The 21,811-nt window shown below is 64.8% G+C and carries 19 protein-coding genes; 10 read left to right on the top strand and 9 right to left on the bottom strand.

The annotated features are described in order from the left end of the window. Positions 1 to 6: 6 nt before the first annotated feature. The 4 genes from HU230_RS09590 to HU230_RS09575 form a co-directional block, all read right to left on the bottom strand. Entirely contained in the window at positions 7 to 264 is a 258-nt protein-coding gene (locus HU230_RS09590) for a hypothetical protein (protein ID WP_176535081.1), read from the bottom strand. Between the two features lie 220 nt (positions 265 to 484). Continuing rightward, positions 485 to 1,519, bottom strand: coding sequence for an NADP-dependent oxidoreductase (locus HU230_RS09585; RefSeq protein ID WP_176531883.1), 1,035 nt, complete (start codon positions 1,517 to 1,519; stop codon positions 485 to 487). A gap of 272 nt (positions 1,520 to 1,791) precedes the next feature. Next, positions 1,792 to 3,282 (bottom strand): IMP dehydrogenase, encoded by a 1,491-nt coding sequence (gene guaB, locus HU230_RS09580; RefSeq protein ID WP_176531884.1) that lies wholly within the window; start codon positions 3,280 to 3,282, stop codon positions 1,792 to 1,794. Between the two features lie 202 nt (positions 3,283 to 3,484). Further along, the gene (locus HU230_RS09575) at positions 3,485 to 3,730 is read right to left on the bottom strand and encodes a hypothetical protein (protein WP_176531885.1); all 246 of its coding nucleotides are present in this window, start codon (positions 3,728 to 3,730) and stop codon (positions 3,485 to 3,487) included. A gap of 140 nt (positions 3,731 to 3,870) precedes the next feature. Between HU230_RS09575 and HU230_RS09570 the strand changes: the two genes are divergently transcribed. The 6 genes from HU230_RS09570 (at position 3,871) to HU230_RS09545 (ending at position 10,580) form a co-directional block, all read left to right on the top strand. Then, entirely contained in the window at positions 3,871 to 5,358 is a 1,488-nt protein-coding gene (locus HU230_RS09570; RefSeq protein ID WP_176531886.1) for a DHA2 family efflux MFS transporter permease subunit, read from the top strand. A gap of 138 nt (positions 5,359 to 5,496) precedes the next feature. Continuing rightward, positions 5,497 to 6,357 carry a tyrosine-type recombinase/integrase gene (locus tag HU230_RS09565; RefSeq protein WP_029085027.1) on the top strand — a complete coding sequence of 287 codons (861 nt, stop codon included), beginning with the start codon at positions 5,497 to 5,499 and terminating at the stop codon, positions 6,355 to 6,357. A gap of 20 nt (positions 6,358 to 6,377) precedes the next feature. Beyond that, the gene (locus HU230_RS09560) at positions 6,378 to 7,604 is read left to right on the top strand and encodes an IS91 family transposase (RefSeq protein ID WP_176528572.1); all 1,227 of its coding nucleotides are present in this window, start codon (positions 6,378 to 6,380) and stop codon (positions 7,602 to 7,604) included. A 418-nt stretch (positions 7,605 to 8,022) separates the two neighbouring features. After that, a protein-coding gene (locus HU230_RS09555) for an IS630 family transposase (protein ID WP_176528729.1) occupies positions 8,023 to 8,974 on the top strand; the annotation gives its coding sequence in 2 pieces (ribosomal slippage) (positions 8,023 to 8,363 and positions 8,362 to 8,974; 954 coding nt in all). An 834-nt stretch (positions 8,975 to 9,808) separates the two neighbouring features. Beyond that, positions 9,809 to 10,267: a phasin family protein gene (locus HU230_RS09550; RefSeq protein ID WP_176531887.1), complete on the top strand. Its 459-nt coding sequence runs from the start codon at positions 9,809 to 9,811 to the stop codon at positions 10,265 to 10,267. 115 nt (positions 10,268 to 10,382) lie between these two features. Further along, positions 10,383 to 10,580 carry a hypothetical protein gene (locus HU230_RS09545; protein WP_176531888.1) on the top strand — a complete coding sequence of 66 codons (198 nt, stop codon included), beginning with the start codon at positions 10,383 to 10,385 and terminating at the stop codon, positions 10,578 to 10,580. A 24-nt stretch (positions 10,581 to 10,604) separates the two neighbouring features. On the opposite strand, the gene HU230_RS09540 is transcribed toward HU230_RS09545, so the two are convergent. The 3 genes from HU230_RS09540 to HU230_RS09530 form a co-directional block, all read right to left on the bottom strand. Next, positions 10,605 to 11,567, bottom strand: a complete 963-nt coding sequence (locus tag HU230_RS09540; protein ID WP_224943142.1) for a Crp/Fnr family transcriptional regulator — start codon at positions 11,565 to 11,567, stop codon at positions 10,605 to 10,607. A gap of 87 nt (positions 11,568 to 11,654) precedes the next feature. Beyond that, complete coding sequence (locus HU230_RS09535) at positions 11,655 to 12,353, bottom strand: RlmE family RNA methyltransferase (protein ID WP_176531889.1); 699 nt, start codon at positions 12,351 to 12,353, stop codon at positions 11,655 to 11,657. 33 nt (positions 12,354 to 12,386) lie between these two features. Then, complete coding sequence (locus HU230_RS09530) at positions 12,387 to 13,430, bottom strand: Ppx/GppA phosphatase family protein (RefSeq protein ID WP_176531890.1); 1,044 nt, start codon at positions 13,428 to 13,430, stop codon at positions 12,387 to 12,389. 212 nt (positions 13,431 to 13,642) lie between these two features. Here HU230_RS09530 and HU230_RS09525 point away from each other — a divergent pair, with 212 nt between their 5' ends. Next, positions 13,643 to 16,015, top strand: a complete 2,373-nt coding sequence (locus HU230_RS09525) for a xanthine dehydrogenase family protein molybdopterin-binding subunit (RefSeq protein WP_176531891.1) — start codon at positions 13,643 to 13,645, stop codon at positions 16,013 to 16,015. Between the two features lie 279 nt (positions 16,016 to 16,294). On the opposite strand, the gene HU230_RS09520 is transcribed toward HU230_RS09525, so the two are convergent. Further along, complete coding sequence (locus HU230_RS09520) at positions 16,295 to 17,095, bottom strand: hotdog family protein (RefSeq protein WP_176531892.1); 801 nt, start codon at positions 17,093 to 17,095, stop codon at positions 16,295 to 16,297. 136 nt (positions 17,096 to 17,231) lie between these two features. Here HU230_RS09520 and HU230_RS09515 point away from each other — a divergent pair, with 136 nt between their 5' ends. The 3 genes from HU230_RS09515 to HU230_RS09505 all read left to right on the top strand — a co-directional run bounded on the left by HU230_RS09515 (position 17,232) and on the right by HU230_RS09505 (position 20,733). Further along, complete coding sequence (locus HU230_RS09515; RefSeq protein WP_176531893.1) at positions 17,232 to 17,729, top strand: YaiI/YqxD family protein; 498 nt, start codon at positions 17,232 to 17,234, stop codon at positions 17,727 to 17,729. A 4-nt stretch (positions 17,730 to 17,733) separates the two neighbouring features. Further along, complete coding sequence (locus tag HU230_RS09510; protein WP_176531894.1) at positions 17,734 to 19,548, top strand: ABC-F family ATP-binding cassette domain-containing protein; 1,815 nt, start codon at positions 17,734 to 17,736, stop codon at positions 19,546 to 19,548. A gap of 105 nt (positions 19,549 to 19,653) precedes the next feature. Then, a complete protein-coding gene (locus HU230_RS09505) occupies positions 19,654 to 20,733 on the top strand; it encodes a D-TA family PLP-dependent enzyme (protein ID WP_176531895.1) in 1,080 nt (359 codons plus the stop codon). A 142-nt stretch (positions 20,734 to 20,875) separates the two neighbouring features. On the opposite strand, the gene HU230_RS09500 is transcribed toward HU230_RS09505, so the two are convergent. Continuing rightward, a complete protein-coding gene (locus tag HU230_RS09500) occupies positions 20,876 to 21,778 on the bottom strand; it encodes a LysR family transcriptional regulator (RefSeq protein WP_176531896.1) in 903 nt (300 codons plus the stop codon). Positions 21,779 to 21,811 lie beyond the last annotated feature (33 nt).

The raw sequence follows: 21,811 nt of genomic DNA, 5'->3' as shown, positions 1-21,811 counted from the left end.
GGCGTCTCAGCTCCGCGCCGCGTCGTGCAGGTCCTGCTTGATGACGGTGAGCAGCGCCTGCAGCGAGTCCCTGTTCGGCTGCGGCGCCGCCGGCACGGGCCGCACCCGCGGCACCTGCGGCATGAAGCGGACCGGCTCGGCCGCCGGCTCGTCCTCGACAAATTTTCCATGCAAGACGTCGTCGCGGCGGCCCATGACGAACATCGTCGCCCAATAGCCGAGGGCGAGGAGAATGACCCCGGAAACAATAGCTTCAAAAACCATGGCTACACCTGAAATATAGCCATATTGAATCAACTGCTCCGGGTCCCCGTCAAGCAAATGGAGGCCGAAAAGCCTCCAATAGCCCGCCATTGTGGCGTTTTTGATACTTTGTTGCGCGGAATGGGAGCTGAAGTGCCCCGTTTTGACGCGTTTTCTTCACGCGATCCGGTGCCCATCCCGGATCGGGTCCGGGACAGGCTTCGCTCGAGAACGCTCTGGTTCAGGCCTTGTCCGGCCCGATCCGGACCAGCTGCTTGCCGAAATTGGCGCCCTTGAGCAGGCCCATGAAGGCCTCCGGCGCGCTGTCCAGGCCCTCGGTCACGAACTCCTTGTACTTGACCTTGCCCTCGCGCACCCATTGCGACATGTCGCGCAGGAAGTCGCCATGCATGGCAGCGAAGTCGCTGACGATAAAGCCGCGGAAGGTCAGCCGCTTGGTCAGGATCGCGAACATGATCGATGAGGCCCATTTCGGCGCCCGCGCCTCGCGATCGTTGTAGTGCGCGATCAGCCCGCAGACCGGCACGCGCGCGAACGCGTTGAGCTGCGGGTAGACCGCCTCGAACACCGCACCACCGACATTCTCGAAGTAAACGTCGATGCCCTTCGGGCAAGCCTCCTTCAGCTTGGCCGCCAAGTCCGGATCGCGATGATCGAGACAGGCATCGAAGCCGAGCTCGTTCTTGACATAGTCGCATTTGTCCTTGCCGCCGGCGATCCCGACCGCACGCGCGCCTTTGATCTTGGCGATCTGGCCAACCGCCGATCCGACGGCGCCGGAAGCACCGGCAACAACCACCGTCTCGCCCGGCTGCGGCTTGCCGATCTCGAGCAGGCCGGTATAGGCGGTCATGCCGGGCATGCCGAGTACACCGACCGCGGTCGAAATCGGTGCCAACTTCGGATCGACCTTGGAAAGACCCTTGCCATCCGAGATCGCGTGCGTCTGCCAGCCGGCGCGCGACAGCACGATATCGCCTTTGGCGAAGTTCGGATTGTTCGACGCGATCACCTCGCTCACCGTGCCGGCTTCCATTACACCGCCGACGGGGACCGGCGCGGCGTAGGACGGGCCGTCGTTCATGCGTCCGCGCATATAAGGATCGAGCGACAGCCAGATGGTGCGGAGCAGCACTTCGCCCGCGCCCGGTGTCGGCGGCGTGTAATCCTCGAGCCGGAAGTTGGCCGACGTGGGCTCGCCATGCGGGCGCGAGGCCAGAACGATGCGCTTTCCTTGGGCGTTTCCTTGGGACATGCTGATTTCCTCTTGAGGTGATTGGTTCGTGGCGCACACGTAGTCACGCAATCCAGCTCCCCGCAAGGGAGATGGATTTGCTCTTTCGCGCGCGCTTGTTTGAAATTCTGTTTGAAATGACGTGCATCATGCCGTGAACGGCGTGGTCCTGGCACTGCCATCGTCATTCCGGGGCGTGCGAAGCACGAGCCCGGAATCCATTCATCCAACTGCGATGCGGCCCGATGGATTCCGGTTCTCGCTTCGCGAGCCCCGGAATGACGTCGGTGCAACTACACCCCGCCCGGATAGTTCGGGGCTTCGCGCGTGATGGTCACGTCGTGGACGTGGCTCTCGCGCAGGCCGGCGCCGGTGATGCGGACGAACTCGGCCTTGTCGTGGAAATCCTTGATGTCCTTCGCACCGACATAACCCATCGCCGCGCGCAGACCGCCGGCGAGCTGGTGCATCACGTTGCCGACCGGGCCCTTGTACGGCACCTGGCCCTCGATGCCCTCGGGCACGAGCTTCAGCGTGTCCTTGATGTCCTGCTGGAAGTAGCGGTCGGCCGAGCCGCGCGCCATCGCGCCGACCGAGCCCATGCCGCGATAGGCCTTGTAGGAGCGGCCCTGCCACAGGAACACTTCGCCGGGCGTCTCGTCGGTGCCGGCGAGCAGCGAGCCGACCATCGCGATGTCGGCGCCGGCGGCGAGCGCCTTGGCGAGGTCGCCGGAATATTTGATGCCGCCGTCGGCGATCACGGGCACGTCGGCCTTCTTCGCCGCCGCCACCGCATCCATGATCGCGGTGAGCTGCGGCACGCCGACGCCGGCGACGATACGCGTGGTGCAGATCGAGCCCGGGCCGATGCCGACCTTGATGCAGTCGGCGCCGGCATCGATCAGCGCCTGCGCGCCGCCCTCGGTCGCGACGTTACCGGCCACGACCTGCACGGCGTTGGAGAGTCGTTTGATGCGGTTGACGGCGTTGAGCACATGCCGCGAATGACCGTGGGCGGTGTCGACCACGACGACGTCGACGCCGGCATCGATCAGCCGCTCGGTGCGCTCATAGCCGGTCTCGCCGACCGTGGTGGCGGCGGCGACACGAAGCCGGCCCTGCGCGTCCTTGCAGGCCAGCGGATGGGCGACCGCCTTTTCCATGTCCTTCACGGTGATCAGGCCGACGCAGCGATATTGGTCGTCGACGACGAGCAGCTTTTCGATGCGGTGCTGGTGCAGCATCCGCTTCGCCTCGTCCTGGCTGACACCCTCGCGCACCGTGACGAGGTTTTCGTGCGTCATCAGCTCCGAGACCCTTTGCCGCGGATCGGTTGCGAAGCGCACGTCGCGGTTGGTCAGAATGCCGACCAGCTTGCCCGGCACGTTCTTGCCCGCACCAGTCACGACCGGGATGCCGGAGATGCCGTGATCCTTCATTAGCGTCAGCGCGTCCGACAGCGTGGCTTCAGGACCGATGGTGAGCGGATTGACTACCATGCCGGATTCGAACTTCTTGACCTGCCGCACCTGGGCAGCCTGGCCTTCGGGGTCGAAATTGCGGTGGATGACGCCGAGGCCGCCGGCCTGCGCCATCGCGATCGCCATCCGCGCCTCGGTGACGGTGTCCATCGCGGACGCCATGATCGGGATGTTGAGCTGGATCGCGCGGGTGACCCGCGAGCGAATGTCGACTTCGGAGGGAAGAAAGTCCGACAGACCGGGCTTCAGAAGCACATCGTCGAACGTGTAGGCTTCGCGGATCGCCTGAAGTCCCGTGGCCATTGCCAACTCCTTATCTGCGGCCTCAGCCGCGAGGGTCTTACGGATGAGCGCTACCTGCGGCGACGCTCGCTGCGTCACCGTCGAATCGGCGCCCATCGGTGGGGTTGACGCTGGTCGATAGCATGGCGGCATGACGAATCAAAGTGTTTGCCAGCCATGCACAGGCTTTTTACGGGCGAAGTCAGCGGGCCCTGTAGCCTGCTTAGCGATATCCCTGCGGCGGCCCGTGCCGGCGGATCGCCTCGACCACCTCGCGGTGGCGCCGGTCCTCGCGCTTCATGTGGACCGCGATCACCGCATGGGCCGACGGCACCAGCAGCAAGACATGGAAAAACAGCCCGAAAATCGCGCAAAACGCGATCAGGACCAGATTGAAGATGGCCGAAAACGGCTGTCCGTTCAGGAGCAGCCCGATCGGCGGCAGCAGAACGGCAAGGACGTAGATCACGGCACGGACCCCTAACGCTGGCGGATGCATAGCAGCGTCACGCAGGATTTAGGGCGTTTGCCCGGTTCCGCAATAGCGTGGTCCGGGGCAGGATGATATGGCCCCCTCGCCCGCCTTTTCAGCAAAGCTGTCCTATTTTGATGAACAAGCAACGCCTGATCCCGCTCATCGTCGCCACCGCGCTGTTCATGGAAAACATGGATTCCACGGTGATCGCGACTTCGCTGCCGGCGATCGCCGCCGATATCGGCACCAGCCCCCTGACGCTGAAGCTTGCGATCACGTCCTATCTGCTGTCGCTCGCGGTGTTCATCCCGGCCAGCGGCTGGACCGCGGACCGCTTCGGCGCCCGCATCGTGTTTGCCGGCGCCGTCGCCGTGTTCATGCTGGGCTCGATCGGCTGCGCGCTGTCCTCCTCGGTGACCGATTTCGTGTTCGCCCGCATCCTGCAGGGCCTCGGCGGAGCGATGATGACCCCGGTCGGGCGACTGGTGCTGCTGCGCTCGGTCGACAAGAGCGCGCTGGTCAACGCGATGGCCTGGGTGACGGTGCCGGCGCTGATCGGCCCGGTGATCGGGCCGCCGCTCGGCGGCTTCATCACCACCTATTTCTCCTGGCACTGGATCTTCCTGATCAATATCCCGATCGGGCTGCTCGGCATCTTCCTGGCGCTGAGATATATCGACCCGATCAAGAGCGAGGATCCCGAACGCTTCGATCTGGTGGGATTGGTGCTGGCCGGCGTCGGCCTCGCCGGCATCGCTTTCGGGCTGTCGGTCGCAGGCCTCAATCTGTTGCCGTGGCCGATCGTCGCCGGCCTCGTCGGGGTCGGCACGGTGTCGATGACGCTCTACATCATCCACGCGCGGCGCACCGGTTCGCCGGTGCTCGATTTCGGCTTGCTGCGGCTGCCGACCATGCGGGCGTCGATCGTCGGCGGCTTCATGTTCCGGCTCGGCATCGGCGCGCTGCCGTTCCTCCTGCCGCTGTTGATGCAGGTCGGTTTCGGCCTGTCGCCGTTCCAATCCGGTCTCGTCACCTTTGCCTCCGCGGTCGGCGCCATGGGCATGAAGACCCTGGCTGCGCGCATCATCCGCGCCTTCGGCTTCCGCAACATGATGACCGTCAACGCGGTGGTCAGTTCGGCCTTCCTCGCCGCCTGCGCCCTGTTCACGATCTCGACGCCGCTGATGCTGATCTTCACCATCCTGGTGGTCGGCGGTTTCTTCCGCTCGCTGCAATTCACCGCGATCAACACCGTGGCCTATGCCGAGGTCGAGGCGCCGCAGATGAGCCGTGCCACCACCCTCGTCAGCGTCAACCAGCAGCTCGCGGTGTCCGCCGGCGTCGCGGTCGGCGCGTTCTCCGTCGAAACCACGCTGGCGCTGCATCACCAGACCGAGCTGTCCGCCGACGTGTTTGGACCAGCGTTCATCGTGGTGTCGCTGATCTCGGCAGCGTCCGCCTGGTTCTTCTGGCAAATGCCGGTTGACGCCGGCAACGAGATCGCCGGCCGCAAGGCGATCGACATCTCGAGCCGCAAAGGCGCCGAAAAGCGCGCCGCGGCCGAAGCGGTCAAGGTCGCGACCGAGGACACCCAGAACGCGCGGGATCAGCGGCTCGGCTAGAGCATTTTCTGACCTGGCGGAATCGGAAGGGATTGAACTAAGCCGCTGCCGCGGCGTAGGGGGCAAGGTGGCATAGATCGCCTCCTGGCTGAGAGGATGTGGGTGTTGGAGCCCACCCCCTCAGACAGGAGTATCGAGATGGCCGATTTGAGCCCTCTTCGCCGCCGCATGATCGAAGACATGACCGTCCGCAATCTGTCGCCGGCGACGCAAAGATCCTACATCAGCGCGGTTTCGAAGTTCAGCCGCTATTTTGGCCGATCGCCTGACCGGTTAGAGCTGGAAGACGTCCGCGCCTTCCAGGTGCATTTGGTCTCGACCGGCATCTCATGGCCGGCGCTGAACCAGATCGTCTGTGCGCTACGGTTTTTCTACGGCGTCACGCTCGGCGAGGCGCTCATCCCAGAGCGCATTCCCTATGCGCGAGAACCGCGCAAGCTGCCGGTCGTTCTCAGCGCCGACGAAGTGGTTCAGTTTCTTGAAGCGGTATCGAGCCTGAAGAGCCGCGCCGCGCTCACCACCGCCTATGCGGCCGGGCTCAGGGCCTCGGAGGTTGCGGGACTGCGGATCGAAGACATCGACAGCGCCCGCGGCGTCATCCAGGTGCGCCACGGCAAGGGCGCGAAGGATCGCAACGTGATGCTGTCGCCCCAGCTGCTGGGCATCCTGCGCACCTACTGGCGGCTCGCCCGGCCGCGGCTTTATCTGTTCCCTGGTCGTGACGAAGATCATCCGATCGATCAGACCGTGCTGCATGCCGCCTGCCGGTCGGCGGTGAAGGCTGCGGGCCTGACCAAGCGCGTCACGCTGCACACGCTGCGCCACAGCTTCGCGACACATCTTCTCGAGAACGGAACCGATATCCGGATCATCCAGGTCTTGCTCGGGCACAATAATTTGTCGTCGACAGCGCGCTACACGCAGGTCGCCACCGATACGATCCGAGCGACGCAGAGCCCGCTCGATCGCCTGTCGCTGGAGGTGACGCCACCTGGATGACCCGCAGCGGGATGCGGGTCATGACCCGCTCCGACATCCGCTCCAACAGGCCCGCCATCGAGATTGCCGATATTCTGTGCCGGCATGGCGACGCCTATCGCCGTGTACATGCCGGTCATCTGGGGCGGGTCGAGCGGCGCGTGATGAGCGCGATCGTTGCGTGCCGGACCGAGGCGCTCGGCGGCCACATGCAGGCTTGCGACGACTGCGGCACGACACGCGTTGCCTATAATTCCTGCCGCAATCGGCACTGTCCGAAGTGTCAGGGGAGAGCCCGAGCCGCGTGGCTCGCCGCGCGTCAAGCCGACCTGCTTCCGGTTCCCTATTTCCACGTCGTCTTTACACTTCCCGCACCGATCGCCGCGATCGCTTTCCAGAACAAGGCCGTCGTCTATGCCATCCTGTTCAAGGCTGCCGCCGAGGCGATGACGACGCTCGCCGCCAATCCACGCCGGCTCGGCGGTGCGATCGGCGGCGTCGCCGTCCTCCACACCTGGGGACAGACGCTGATGCATCATCCCCACGTCCATTGCGTCGTTCCGGGTGGCGGCCTCTCGCCCGATGGCGCGCGCTGGACCGCTTGCCGACCGAACTTCTTCCTGGCCGTCAAACCGTTGTCCAGACTATTTCGCACACTTTTTCTCAAACGTCTGTCGGCAGCCTTCAACTCCGGTGCCTTGCGTTTCTTCGGCGATCTCGGAGCTCTGGCCGAGCCGGCTGCCTTTGCGGCCCACCTCGACGCCATGCGACGCATCAACTGGGTTGTTTACGCCAAGCGGCCCTTCGGCGGACCCGCACAGGTCCTGGCCTATCTCGGCCGCTACACCCATCGCGTCGCGATCGCCAACAGCCGGCTCGTCGCACTCGACGACGATCATGTCGCCTTCTCATGGAAGGACTATCGCCAAAACAGCGCGACAAAGATCATGAATCTCAAGCCCGATGAGTTCATTCGCCGTTTCCTGCTTCATACGCTGCCTGACGGCTTCCACCGCATCCGCCACTTCGGCTTCATGGCCAACCGCCATCGCGCTGCCAAGCTCGCCCTTTGCCGCGAACTTCTCGATCATGAGCGAACAGCCCCAAACGATGGCCAGCCGTCGCCTGTGGATTCGGAGGCTCAAACCCGGGCCGAGGTTCCTGCCTGTCCCGATTGTGGTGGCGTCATGCGCATCATTGAGCGCTTTCGACATAGCTTCAGACGCCCCAGCCCTCGAACATCACCGTTCCGATGCGACACATCGTGAGCCAAGTCATGTCGTGCACGACGATCATCATTCGTCATTTCGCTCCCAGCGTCTCGATCATCGCGGACGATGTCGAATCCGTGCTGTCACACTGCGCGACAACAACCGTCCGATGCAGCAAAAGGCCTATCGCGATCTCAGGCGAAGCGCGTCTGATCTCAACTCTTCCAGGATGCGCACTCCTGTGTCTCTGCCTCACGCGCCGAGCCAGCAGATCGGGCATGGCGATCTCGAACAATCCCCATAGCTGCAAAACCGCGAATAGCCTCCCGCGCCTTCGTTCAATCCGGCTTCAATGAGGTCGCGTCATAAGCGCCTGCCGCGCCCTCGCGTGAGCGCGACCTCACAGAACCCTCCAGATTCCCTTGTGAGGCAAATCGTGATTCACCCTGAGGGCTGGTGATGGAGGCCAGCCCCCATGGCTAAGCCGCTCTCGCCGGACCTTCGCCTTCGCATTATTCGGGCTGTGGAAGAGGAAGGCATGAGCTGTCGGGGCGCCGCCGGCCGGTTCGGCGTAGCGCCATCGACAGCGATCGAACTGGTCAACGAATGGCGCAGCACCGGCGCTTGTGAGGCGGGAGCGCAGGGCGGAGACAGACGTTCAGCTCGGATCGAGGGTCATGCTGCGGAGATCCTCTCCCTGGTCAAGGCTACGCCTGACATGACGCTGGCCGAGATCGCTGACCATCTCCTCAAAGTCCACGGCGAGCGTTTCGTGCCGAGCGTGGTCTGGCGATTCTTCGATCGCCGCAACATCACGTTCAAAAAAAACATCGCACGCCAGCGAGCAGGATCGGCCGGACGTGGCCGCTGAACGCGCGGCGTGGAAGGCATCTCAGCCTGAGATCGGCATCCATCGGTTGGTGTTTATCGACGAGACGGGAGCCTCGACCAAGATGGCGCGGCGCTATGGCCGCTCGCCGTACGGCCAGCGCTGTGTCGCAGCGCTCCCGCATGGTCATTGGAAGACGACGACCTTCGTCGGCGCGCTCAGAGCGACCGGCATGACTGCGCCGATGGTCCTTGACGGTCCCATGGATGGTCTGGCGTTCGAGGCTTACGTGACGCAAGTCCTCGTGCCGACACTCAGGCCCGGCGACATCGTGGTGATGGACAATCTCGCAGCACACAAGCGCGCCGAGGTCGGCATCGCAATCGATGCCGTGGGCGCCCAGCTCCTCTATTTGCCGCCTTATTCGCCCGACCTCAATCCGATCGAAATGGCCTTCGCCAAGCTCAAAGCCGCACTTCGAAAGGCCGCCGCCAGATCAATCGAGGCTTTGGACAACGCTATTGCCACCGCCCTGACCGCCTTCACCGCCCAAGAGTGCCTGAACTTCTTCGCCGCAGCCGGTTATGACCGTGTCTGATCAGAATCTGCTCTAGTCGATCGAACTAGCTGTTCCCGAGCACGGACACTGCTGGTGCGCCGTCCGGTCACGGCCAGGCCCTTAGAGGTGGCCCGTCGTTCCGGCTGGCTGTCTTCGATCCGGACGTTCAACAAGTTCGTATGTGGGAACGTGGGTCGCTTCCAGCCACGATTCCAGCGCAGCTCCGCAGACCGTACAGATCGCGTCACCCGTATGCGGCACCAAGAACTTCTCTTCAGTGCGTCTGTACTCGGCGCCGCAATTGCATTGAACAATTGTCGCCATCTGAGAGATATGCGCCTGCGCTGCCCGATTTTCCAGCCCTGCAACAAACGGCCCAGTGCGCGAAACCCGACGCTGCACCAAGGCCGCCAACCCACTGGGGGGTTTTCTCCCGGTGCGGTTAGGGGCATTGGCCGGGAGCAATGAAGTCGACTCTGGCCACGCGCCGAGGTTCCAACGAGTCGCGCTGAAATGTTGTTCTGCGCGCGTCTTGATCGAGACAGCGCTCGACCATGCGCTCTCCTACCTCAAGTCGTCGGGATTCCCCGCCGCAATGGCTGAGCCGCCGCCGCGATCGGTGGCACAGTGGCCCGCGGTTGGCTCGGCGCATCACGGCGGTTCGTCCCTGAAAAAAATCGCCGCCAGAGTCAGAAAGCGAACGGAAGCTCCGGCGCCGATCCCGCATAGTTCGGCTCAGGCGGGCCCGCGGTGACCCAGCATCAGCAAAAAACATGTTGAAGGAAGCGCTCCAGGTTCGCTTCCGCGGCGTCCAGGCGCCGCGGAAGGTCCGGATTTTCCTTGATTTGGTTTCGCTTGAAAGGATCAGAGCCAGTGAGTGACGTCCATACGAATGAAGTGAGCGACAATCCGAAAGTCGGCGGCTTCAACCTGCCCCTGTTCGCCCTGCCCAAGGCCTTTCAGGGTTTTGCCGAGCAAAATGCGGCGCGCGCTCGGGAGCAGTTCGAGAAGGTCCAGGAGGCCTCCGAGGAAATCTCCGTCTTGCTCAAGGAGGCCTACTCGATCAACGCCAGGGGCTCCGCGGATTACGCGGCCAAGGTGCTCGATATCTCCCAGACCAATACCAGTTCGGCGCTCGCCTTCATGACCGAACTCGTCGCCACCAGGTCGCTGTCGGAGGCCATCCGGCTTTCGGCCGACCACGGCCGCAGGAGTTTCGAGGTCACGACCGTGCAGAACAAGGAGCTCTGGGAGATCGCGAAGAAGGTCGCGACCGAGACCGCCCAGCCGATCAGGAAGAGCCTTGCGAAGGTGCTGAAGACACCTTCCTGAGGAGCCGCCCCCCGCCCCCAGCCCCGACTGGAACAAGCGTCTCCAAATGAGAAGGGGCGCAGTCCAGCCGAGGGGGCGCGGGACCAGCAATCCCTGACATTGGAGGAGGCTCAAGGTGGGCGTCATCATGATCAAGTGCCCGCGGACGGGACGTGCTATCAAAACCGGCATGAAATCCGACCGCGAAACGTTCCGTCGCAGCACCGTGTTCTTTTCGCGCACGTATTGCACGGGCTGTCGGACCCATCACGAGTGGTTCGCCAGGGACGCCTGGGTCTACGAACCCGAGGAGGAATTGCGCAAAGCGTCCTGACGTCGCCCTGTGTGACAACCTGATTCAATGGCTTCGTGGTCGCTCAGCACCCGCGATACGCGCGTGTGCTTGAACCTTATCGCCATTGGTCCACGGTCGGGCGTGAGAACGCGGTGGCCCATGCGCCGACGCGCCGCGACCGGGCGGTTTCATCCCTTCAGCCGAAACGATGCGGTCGATCCTGCCGCGCATGATCTCGTAGCACTCGCAGGCCGCAACTTCGAGCCGCGGCCTATCGACCTCGATCGAGTTCCGCCGGTTGGACCGGATCGCGCCCGATGCGCGAAGCTTGTGCACCATGTGGGTTACGGTCGTTCGTCGCACGCCCAGCAATTCCGACAGCGTCTCCTGCGTCAACGGGAGCGTGTCGTTGCCGATCTGATCGTGAATCTGCAACAGCCACCGGGCCAGGCGGGCCTCCACCGAATGCAGCGCATTGCACGCCGCGATGTGCTGGAACTGAACCAGCAACGACCGCATATGAAGCTGCACCGCATCGGCAAGCGCGTGGCTCCGCGTGAGCGCGGCATGAAACCGTGCCGGCGAAATCTGCCATGTCACGCCCGCGACGCGAACCACCGCCGTCATCGGCGAGCGTACCGACCTGAGTGTCGACAGGATGCCGGCCGCGCCCTCGTTGCCGACCATTGTCGTCGCAACAGCCTGTCCGTTCGGCATGTCCATGACGAACGCGATCAATGCCGTGCAGGGAAAATAGATCTGTTCGACGAGGTCGCCCGACCGCACCAGCACGACGTCGCGTTCGAGCGATACTTTGTGGAGATGAGGCGCCAGCAAATCAAATTCTGCAGGCGGCAAGGCCGCCAGAAGGCGATTACCTATGCTCGACCTGCGCTCCATTACGGAAGAACTCCGCAAGACGAAGGCGCGGCTCGCTGCACAAACCTGCCGTGGCGCCAGGCTGAAATACGCAACGAACAGACCGCGCCGGGAAGATAGAATACGCCGTAACGGGAAGAGTTCCAACAGGTTCAGCTCAGCCCGCGACCGCATGTCGCCGTACCAGGGTAGCGCTAGAGCAGGGCCTACGCGGAGCAATGGATTGCTTCGTCGCTACGGTCCTCGCAACGACGGCTGCTGCCCGCGAAACCCCGTCGCCAGCACGTAGCGCTCGGAGGAATCCTGCCGGCTGGCGGCCGGCTTGACGTGACGCACGCTGGCGAAATCGCGCTTCAACTGCCCCACCAGTTCGGCGTCGGCGCCGCTCTGGAACACTTTGGCCAGGAACGTCCCGCCGGGATTGAGCACCTCCCCGGCAAAATGCGAGGCGGTCTCGACCAGGCCGATGATCCGCAGCTGATCGGTCTTGCGATGGCCCGTGGTGTTGGCGGCCATGTCCGACATCACGAAATCGGCACGGCCGCCCATCATCGCGACCAGTTTTTCGGGCGCGTCATGGTCGAGGAAGTCGAGCTGCGCGAACGTCACTCCGGGGATCACGCCCATCTCGAGCAGATCGATCGCGACCACCTTGCCCTTGCCGTCGGCGGCACCGGTTCGCTTGGCCGCAATCTGGCTCCAGCCGCCGGGCGCGGCGCCGAGGTCGACGACCGTCATGCCCGGCTTGAGCAGGCGATATTTGTCGTCGATCTCGAGCAGCTTGAACGCCGCGCGCGAGCGGTAGCCCATCGCCTTGGCCTTGGCGACGTAGGGATCGTTAAGCTGGCGCTCGAGCCAGAGTTTTGACGACAGTTTTCGCTTGCCGCCGCTCTTGACCGTGACGTGCAGCCGCCCGGTGGTGTCTTTGGCCATGATCTTTCTTGGATTGGTGTGATTGGGCGTGTTCTAGCACGCCCGAAGTGCGCCGTCCTCGCGCATCATCTCGACCAGCATGCCCTCGCGCAGGCCGCGATCGGCGACGCGAAGCCGCGGCATCGGGAACGCGTTGCGGATCGCATCGAGGATCGCGCAGCCGGCGAGCACGAGGTCGGCCCGCTCGACGCTGATGCAGTTGTTGTTGACGCGCGCCTCGTAGCTCATGCCGAGCAGCTTCTGGATCGTCGCGGTGACGTCGCCATCGTTCATCCAGATGCCGTCGATGCGGCGGCGGTCGTAGCGCGACAGATTGAGGAACACGCCGGCGAGCGTGGTCACGGTGCCCGAGGTGCCGAGCATGTGCATGTCGCGCAGATCCTTGCCGTGCTCGGCCGCGAACGGCGCGACGTGGCGGGCGACCTCATCGATCATCCGCGCATACATGTCCCTGGTGACGTTCTTGCCGCCGAAATGTTCGGCCAGCGTGACGACGCCGAGCGGGATCGACATCCACGCCTTGATGCGCGGCGGCGCATCGGGCACGCCGGGATCGCGCTCGATCCGCACCAGCTCGGTCGAGCCGCCGCCGATGTCGAACAGGATCGCGCCCCGCCCCTTCGGGTCGAGCAGCGGCGAGCAGCCGATCACGGCGAGCGTCGCTTCGGTCTCGCGATCGATCACCTCGAGCTCGATGCCGGTCTCGGCTGCGACGCGCGCGCGAAAGCTTTCGGCATTGCCGGCGGCGCGGCAGGCCTCGGTGGCGATCAGCCGCAGCCGGCGGGCCTTGCGATAGCGGATCTTGTCGCTGCAAATGGCGATCGCGGCGATCGCCCGCTCGATCGCGGCCTCGCTGATCGAGCCGGTCGCGGCGATGCCCTCGCCGAGCCGGATGATCCGCGAGAAGGAATCGACCACGCGGAACCCGTCGCCGGTGGGACAGGCGATCAACAGCCGGCAATTGTTGGTGCCGAGGTCGAGCGCGGCGTAGACGCCGCCTTCCGCGGCCGCCGCAATCAGCCCTGACGGGGCTTCGCCGGCCGGAGGGCCGTCACAAAGCCGCACATAGTCATTCATCAAAACACTGTCTTTCCGCAGGACCCCAAGGGCAATCCATGGGCCCGCCGAATAATTGTCCGTTCACGGAAACTTTAGCAGCGTCAAAGCCCTACGCAAACTCCGTTCACATTGGGTCCATGCCCAATCGGGCGTTGTCGTTAAGGGGGGCGTGCGTTATCTCGTCTACGCCCCTAAACTCCAGCAAATCCGGGCATTTCAGGTCATTTTCGATGCAAGATCATACGCCGCCCGCCTCTCTCGAAAACGCTATCGCACTGCAAAAATACGGTGTCGGACAGCCTGTTCGACGAAAGGAGGACGACACCCTGGTGCGCGGCAAGGGCAAATACACCGACGATTTCTCCCTGCCCGGCCAGGCTTACTGCTGGATGGTCCGCTCCTCCCACGCCCACGGCATCATCAAGGGGATCGATACGGAAGCCGCCAAGGCGATGCCGGGCGTGCTCGGCGTCTGGACCGGCGCCGACCTGGCGGCCGCGGGCTACAACCCCTTCACCTGCGGCCTGCCGCTGAAGAACCGCGACGGCTCGCCGCTCAAGCAGACCAACCGCCCGGCGCTCGTCACCGACAAGGTGCGCTTCGTCGGCGATCCCGTGGCGTTCGTGGTGGCGGAGACCGCGGCGCAGGCTCGCGATGCGGCCGAAGCCGTCGAGGTCGATATCGAGCCGCTGCCCGCGGTGACGGATGCGGCCGAAGCGACCAAGCCAGGCGCGCCGCAGCTTTATGACAACATCCCCGATAACGTCGCGCTCGACTATCATTATGGCGACACCGCCAGGATCGAGGCGGCGTTCGCCGCCGCCGCGCATGTGACCAAGCTCGACATCGTCAACACCCGCGTCGCCGTGGTCTCGATGGAGCCGCGCGTCGCGCTGGCGCATTACGACAAGAAGACCGAACGCTTCACGCTGCAGGTGCCGACCCAGGGCGTCTCCGGCAACAAGGCGATCCTGGCGCGCCTGCTCAACGTGCCCGCCGACAAGGTCCGCATCCTCACCGGCAATGTCGGCGGCTCGTTCGGGATGAAGAACCTCAACTATCCCGAATACACCTGCATCGCGCATGCGGCACGCGAGCTCGGCCGCCCGGTGAAGTGGCTGGACGAGCGCTCGACTAGCTTCCTGTCCGACAGCCAGGGCCGCGCGCAGCTGATCCATGCCGAGCTCGCGCTCGATGCCGACGGCAAGTTCCTCGCGGTGCGGCTGTCCGGCTACGGCAATCTCGGCGCCTACATCACCGGCGTCGCGCCGGGACCGCTGTCGCTCAACACCGGCAAGAACCTCGCCAGCGTCTATCGCACGCCCCTGCTCGGCGTCGACATCAAGACGGTCGTGACCAACACCACCCTGATGGGCGCCTATCGCGGCGCCGGCCGGCCCGAGGCCAACTACTACATGGAGCGGCTGATCGATGCCGCCGCCGACGAGATGGGCATCAACCGCTTCAGCTTACGCAAGCGCAACTTCATCAAGCCGTCGCAGCTGCCGTTCCCGGCCGCCTCCGGCGTCACCTATGACAGCGGCGATTTCGCCGGCGTGTTCCAGAAGGCGCTGGAAATCTCGGACTACGAGAACTTCGCCAAGCGCAAGAAGGAGAGCAGGAAGAGCGGCAAGCTACGCGGCATCGCCGTCGGCTCCTATCTCGAGGTCACCGCGCCGCCGAGCGGCGAGCTCGGCAAGATCACCTTCGAGCCCGACGGCTCGGTGAAGCTCACCACCGGCACGCTGGACTACGGCCAGGGCCACGCCACGCCGTTCGCGCAGGTGCTGTCCGAGCAGCTCGGCGTTCCCTTCGAGAAGATCACGCTCGAACAGGGCGACAGCGATCTGGTGCGCTTCGGCAACGGCACCGGCGGATCGCGCTCGATCACCGCGACTGGCCAAGCGATCGTCGAGGCGTCCGCGCTGGTCGTCGAGAAGGGCAAGAAGGCGGCTGCGCACATGCTGGAGGCCTCCGAGGCCGACATCGAATTCGGCCAGGGCCGCTTCACCATCGCCGGCACCGACCGCTCGATCGGGATCATGGAGCTCGCGGAGCGGATGCGCGAAAGCAAGATGCCGGAGGGCACGCCGGAGACGCTCGACGTCGATCACGCCACCAAGGAGACGGCGTCGACCTTCCCGAACGGCTGTCACGTCGCCGAGGTCGAGATCGATCCCGACACCGGCGTGACGCGGATCGTGCACTACTCGGCCGTCAACGATTTCGGCACCGTGGTCAATCCGATGATCGTCGCCGGCCAGCTTCATGGCGGCGTGGCGCAGGGCATCGGCCAGGCACTGATGGAGGAAGTCAGCTACGACGCCTCCGGCCAGCCGATCACCGGCTCCTTCATGGACTACGCGCTGCCACGCGCCGGCGACGTGCCGTCGATGCTGGTCGGCGATCACCCCTCGCCGGCGAAATCCAACCCGCTCGGCACCAAGGGCTGCGGCGAAGCCGGCTGCGCCGGCAGCCTCGTCTGCATCGTCAATGCCGTGGTGGATGCACTGTCGGAGTACGGCATCAAGCACATCAACATGCCGCTGACGCCCGAACGCGTCTGGCGCGCGATCCAGGACGCCAAGGCGAAGGCGGCGTAAGGGCGCGCTGCCGCCGCCAGCACCGCTGGTACCGCCAACACAGCTGTCATCACCCGCGAAAGCGGGTGATCCAGTATTCCAGAGACAGCAGTTATTTATCGAGAGGCCGCAGCGTACTGGATACCCCGCATGCGCGGGGTATGACAATTATAGGCGATGCAGGACCTCGCCCCACCTCACAGTCGTCATGGCCGGGCTTGACCCGGGCATCCATCGACTTGAAACGACTCTTGCGAAGACGACGGATTGCCGGGTCAAGCCCGGCAATGACAGATGGTACTACGCCGCGGCCTGCTCGCGCGGCTGGGTGATCGCGATGTGCCAGCAATGCGCGAGCGGTGTGCCGTTGCCGAGCACCAGCGCGTCGAGCTCAACGAAGCGGTGACCCTTCCTGTCGTAATTGCCGGTCACCTTGGCACGCGCGGTCAGCTCGTCGCCGATCCTGCCTGCCGACAACAGCTGCATGCGGGTGCCGACATGGATCCACGGCCCGAGGATCGCATTGTCGACCAGGACCTTGTTCATCACCCGCGGCAGCAGGCCGGGATGGCCGAGACCTTCGCGCAAGTAGATCGGATCGGTCTCGCGGATATCGGCGAGATATTCCTTGGCGGCATCACCGGACCAGTCGCGCGGGATGGTGCCGAGCCACTTGCCCTCTTCATAGGACGACGCGCTGACCGGCTTGCGCTCGGCAACGGCCGCGACCTGCTTGTAATCGTCGAGCACGAATTTCGGCGCAGAAGCCGGCAGCGATGCCGTGCCGGTGGCGCAGAGCTCGCCGCGGCTGGTGAGCTCGATCGTGAGCCCATTGCCGGTCTCCCGGCCGGTCAATTCCGCGATCTCGCCGTCATAGACCGGCTTCACGAAACGGGCCTCGATCAGGCCGCGTTCCAGGGAATCGCGGCCCCACTTCTCGACCGGCAGGTGCATCATGTAGGCCATCACGTCGACGCCGGGGACGAGTCCGCCGGAAAAGCCGAACTTCCGCGCCACCGTGTCGTCGTGGATCTTGTTCTCCGACAGTTTCGAGGTGTTGTAGGCCGAGACGCGGTAGGCCTGCGTGGCGCTTGAAGACATGGGGTTTCCCCTTATTTCCGTTGCTTTTCTGGCGACAATGGTAGTCGAACGAAAAGGCATGGCAAGCCTCTCGTTTTGCTCGCAATTTTCCGCACCATGGAGTACACGCAGGCCGCGCCTGCCAACCCTGGAATCGATGACTGAAACCCCTGCCCAAACCCGCATCTATGTCGACGCCGACGCCTGCCCGGTGAAGGACGAGATCTACCGCGTCGCGATCCGGCTCGGCGTACCCGTTAGCGTGGTCGCGGGCAATTTCATCCGCGTGCCGCAGGATCCCCTGATCGAGCGCATCGCTGCCGGTTCCGGCATGGATGCCGCCGACGACTGGATCGCGGAACGCGCGCACGAGGGCGACGTCGTGATCACCGCGGACATTCCGCTGGCGAGCCGCTGCGTCAAGGCCGGCGCCGATGTGATCGCGCCGAACGGCAAGCCGTTCACCGAACAGTCGATCGGCATGACGCTGGCGGTACGCAATCTGATGACCGATCTGCGCTCTTCGGGTGAGATCACCGGCGGGCCGAAATCATACTCGCCACGCGACCGCTCGAATTTCCTGTCGACGCTCGACCAGACCATCCGCCGCATCCAGCGCCGCCGCGCCGAGCAGGCGCCGGCAAACGGGAATTAGCGCGATGGCCCCACCGCTCATCCAGCTCAAGGACATCAGCCTGACCTTCGGCGGCACGCCGCTGCTCTCCGGCGTCGAGCTGTCGGTCTCCGCGGGCGAACGCGTCTGTCTGATCGGCCGCAACGGCTCCGGCAAGTCGACCTTGCTGCGGATCGCGGCCGGACTGATCGAGCCTGACGCGGGCAGCCGTTTCGTGCAGCCCGGCGCCACCATCCGCTATCTGCCGCAGGAGCCGGATTTCGGCGACCACAAGACGACGCTGGCCTATGTCGAGGCCGGCCTTGGCCCCGGCGACGACCACTACCAGGCGCGCTATCTGCTCGAACAGCTCGGCCTCACCGGTGAGGAAGATCCGGCGCATGTCTCCGGCGGCGAGGCACGCCGCGCGGCGCTGGCACGCGTGCTGGCGCCTTCGCCCGACATCCTGCTGCTGGACGAGCCGACCAACCATCTCGATCTGCCGACCATCGAATGGCTCGAAGGCGAATTGGAGAGCCGGCGCTGCGCGCTGGTCCTGATCAGCCACGACCGCCGCTTCCTGACGAATCTGTCGCGCACCACCGCCTGGCTCGACCGCGGCCAGATCCGGCAGATCGAGCGCGGCTTCGGCGCCTTCGAGGCGTGGCGCGACGAGGTGCTCGCCGAGGAAGAGCGCGAGCAGCACAAGCTCGACCGCAAGATCGTCAACGAGGAACACTGGCTACGCTACGGCGTGTCCGGCCGCCGCAAGCGCAACGTCAAGCGGCTCGGCAATCTCTTTGCGCTGCGCGACCAGCGCCGCGACTACCGCGGCGCCACCGGCAATGCCACGCTCGCCGCCGCCGAGGCCGAGAAATCCGGCCGGCTCGTGATCGAGGCGAAAACCATCACCAAGGCCTATGGCGAGCGCACGATCGTCGATACCTTCTCGACCCGGATCCAGCGCGGCGACCGCGTCGGCATCGTCGGCCCGAACGGCGCCGGCAAGACCACATTGGTGCACCTTCTGATCGGCAACGATCCGCCCGACTCCGGTTCGGTGCGGCTCGGGGCCAATATCGAGATGGCAACGCTCGACCAGCATCGCGAGAGCCTCGATCCGAAACTGACCTTGGCCGAAGCCTTGACCGGCGGTCGCGGCGACCACGTCATGGTCGGCGACAAGTCGAAGCACGTCATCGGCTACATGAAGGATTTCCTGTTCGCGCAGGAGCAGCGCGGCACGCCGCTGGAAGCCCTCTCCGGCGGCGAGCGCGGCCGGCTGATGCTGGCGCGCGCGCTGGCCAAGCCGTCGAACCTTTTGATCCTGGACGAGCCGACCAACGACCTCGATCTGGAAACCCTCGACGTGCTCGAGGACATGCTCGGCGATTACGACGGCACGGTGATCCTGATCAGCCACGACCGCGATTTCCTCGACCGCGTGGTGACGTCGGTGATCGTACCCGAAGGCCAGGGCCGCTGGATCGAATATGCCGGCGGCTATTCCGACATGCTGGCGCAGCGCGGCGCCGACGTGAAGCGCGAGACGGTGAAGGCGGACGCTCCGGCCGAGGAGAAAAAGGAAGCCAGGGCCGCGGCACCCGAAGCGGCCCCCAGGCGCCGGCTCAGCTTCAACGAGAAGCACGCGCTGGAAACTTTGCCGAAGACGATCGACAGACTGCATGCCGAAATCGCCAAGCAGCAGAAGCTGCTCGATGATCCCGACCTCTATGCGAAGGATCGCAAGAAATTCGATGCTGCTTCAGCGGCGATCGCCAAGGCGCAGGACGAACTCGCCGCCGCCGAGGACCGCTGGCTCGAACTCGAAGTGCTGCGCGAAGAGATCGAACAAGCATGATGCGTAGGATGGGTAGAGCGCAGCGAAACCCGTCATGACGCAACGAAGGAATTCGATGGGTTTCGCTGCGCTCTACCCATCCTACGAGGCCGGAGAAGAGACATCATGACCACGCCCCTCGCCGCCAAGATCGCCAAGGAATACGGCACGCCCTGCGCCGTGATCGACATGGACCGTGTCGAACGCAACATCGCGCGCATCCAGAAGGCCTGCGACGAGGCCGGCATCGCCAACCGGCCACATATCAAGACGCACAAGAATCCGATGCTGGCGCAGCTGCAGATCAAGGCCGGAGCCAAGGGCATCACCTGCCAGAAGCTCGGCGAGGCCGAGATCATGGCCGACAGCGGCATCGACGATATCCTGATCAGCTACAATCTGCTCGGCGACGAGAAGATGGCGCGGCTCGGCGCCCTGCAGGGCAAGGCCAACGTCACCGTCGCGGCCGACAATTCGGTCGTGGTCGGCGATCTGCCGAAGGCAGCAGCCGCGTCCGGTCGCCCGCTCTCGGTCGTCGTCGAATGCGACACCGGGCGCAAGCGCGCCGGCGTCGAGACCCCGGCCGAGGCGATCGCGCTGGCGCGCGAGATCGCGGGCTCGAAAGGCCTGACCTTCGCCGGCTTCATGCTGTACCCGACCGAGACCGGCTGGGCCGACGCGCAGAAGTTCTACGACGAGGCGCTGGCCGGCGTGCGCGCCCACGGCCTCGATGCGACAATCGTCTCGACCGGCGGTACGCCGAACCTCGTCAATCTCGGCAGACTGAAGGGCGGCACCGAGCACCGCTTCGGCACCTATATCTACAATGACCGCATGCAGGTCGCGGCCGGCGTCGCGACCTGGGACGATTGCGCGCTGCATGTCTATTCCACCGTGGTCAGCCGCGCCGGCCCCGAGCGCGGCATCCTCGATGCCGGCTCCAAGACGCTGACCTCGGACACCGGCGGCCTCGAAGGCCACGGCCTGATCCTCGAACATCCCGAGGCCAAGATCGCACGCTTTGCCGAGGAGCACGGCTTCCTCGACCTCTCCCGCAGCAACACGCGGCCCAACGTCGGCGACGTCGTGCGGATCGTGCCCAATCACGTTTGCGTCGTCGTCAACATGATGGACGAGGTCGTGATGGTGCGCGGCGAGGAGATCATCGGCGCGTTGCCGGTGACGGCGCGCGGGAAATTGCGCTGAGTGAGCGCCCGCGCATCCTTCGAGGCTCGCAAGCGCTCGCACCTCAGGATGACGCTCTCTCGGAGCCGTCACCCTGAGGTGCCGGAGCGCAGCGGAGGCCTCGAAGGGCGACGGCGGGTGACACGATCCGAGGTCGGATCTCTTACCCTCGAATGAGCGCCTGCAGCTCGCGGTCCAGCGCATCGCGAAACACTTCGATCGGCCGCGCCAGGCGGCCGGCGGGCGGGCGATGCACGATCCAGGCGCGCACCGCCGGATTGAAATCTGCGATCGTCACCGTCTTGAGCCGGCTGCGGATCGTGCTTCGCTTCAACGCCACCGGCGTGACGAGGCCAATGCCGAGCCCGCGCGCCACCAGCGACAGCCGCAGCTCGCTGTCGAGCGCCTCGACCGCGATGGTGAACGGCAGATGCGCCGCGTCGAAATGGCGCTTCAGCGTCTGGCGGAAGCCGCAGCCGTCCTGGTTGATCACCCATCCGGTCCGCGACAGCCATTCGAGGTCGACGAATTTCGGCGTCTTCGTCTCGCGCGCGACGACGAAGACCACCGGCTGCGCGCCGAGATCGGAGCCCGCGAGATCGTCGGGCGGCGCGGTGCCATCGGGCAGGCAGATCGCCGCCGCGTCGAGCTCGTTGCGGCTGACCCGCTCCATGTGGTTGGGCGACCAGCCCGAGACGACGCGCACCGCAAGCGAAGGGAATTCGCCGCGCACCGCATCGAGCGGACCGGTGAGCCCCGCCTCCGACAGAAACGGCGTCAGGCCGAGCCTGAACTCGCCGCGCACCACCCCGTCATTGGCGACGCCTGACTTGAGATCGTCGAGCATGCGCAGCACGCGGCGGCCCTGCTCATAGGCCTCATATCCCGCCGCCGTCGGCTTCAGCGGCTTCGACAGCCGGTCGAGCAGCTGCGCACCGAGCATCTCCTCGAGATTCTGGATCCGCCGCGTCACGCCGGGCTGGGTCAGGTTCAGCCGCGCGGAGGCCGCGACGATCGATCCGGTTTCCACCACGGCGACAAACGCCACAAGGTCATGGGTATTCATAACAATCTCGCATATTCTTCATCATCTTATTTG

The organism is Bradyrhizobium quebecense (assembly GCF_013373795.3).
Classification (GTDB): Bacteria; Pseudomonadota; Alphaproteobacteria; order Rhizobiales; family Xanthobacteraceae; genus Bradyrhizobium; species Bradyrhizobium quebecense.
This window is presented reverse-complemented; position numbering and strand designations above follow the sequence as displayed.